This is a genomic window from Dankookia rubra (assembly GCF_004355005.1).
Lineage (GTDB): Bacteria > Pseudomonadota > Alphaproteobacteria > Acetobacterales > Acetobacteraceae > Paracraurococcus > Paracraurococcus ruber_A.
On record NZ_SMSJ01000356.1, the window covers coordinates 1 to 476 of the forward strand.

Here is a 476-nt window from a genome sequence, read left to right on the forward strand (position 1 = left end):
GGTGCGATCGCGGCGCAGGTTGGGCTGACCCAGACCGGGGTGTTCGACATTTGCAAGCGGTATGCGGAGCGAGGTGCGGCTGGGCTGAAGACCGGGCAGCGCGGGCCCGACCCGGGGCATGGCCGGCTCCTCACGGCCGAGCAGGAGGCGGCAACCCGCGACCTGATCCGGCGGCACACGCCGGACGAGTTGGACCTGCCATTTGCGCTCTGGAGCCGGGCGGCGGTGCGCGAGCTGATCTGGCAGCGCTTCGGGGTGCAGCTGGCGGTGCGCACCATGGGCACCTACCTGGCGCGCTGGGGCTTCACCGCGCAGAAGCCGCTGCGCCGAGCCTACGAGCAGGACCCGGCGGCGGTGCGGCGCTGGCTGCGACGGGACTACCCGGCCATCGCTGCCCGGGCCAAAGCGCAAGGCGGCGCGGTCTTCTGGGGTGATGAGACCGGCCTGCGCTCCGATGACGTGCGCGGCCGCGGCTA

At 73.1% G+C, this 476-nt stretch carries 1 protein-coding gene; it reads left to right on the forward strand.

The window, feature by feature from the left end:
- A partial coding sequence (locus E2C06_RS36965; RefSeq protein WP_133293440.1) for a winged helix-turn-helix domain-containing protein occupies positions 1-476 on the forward strand: 476 nt, incomplete at both ends.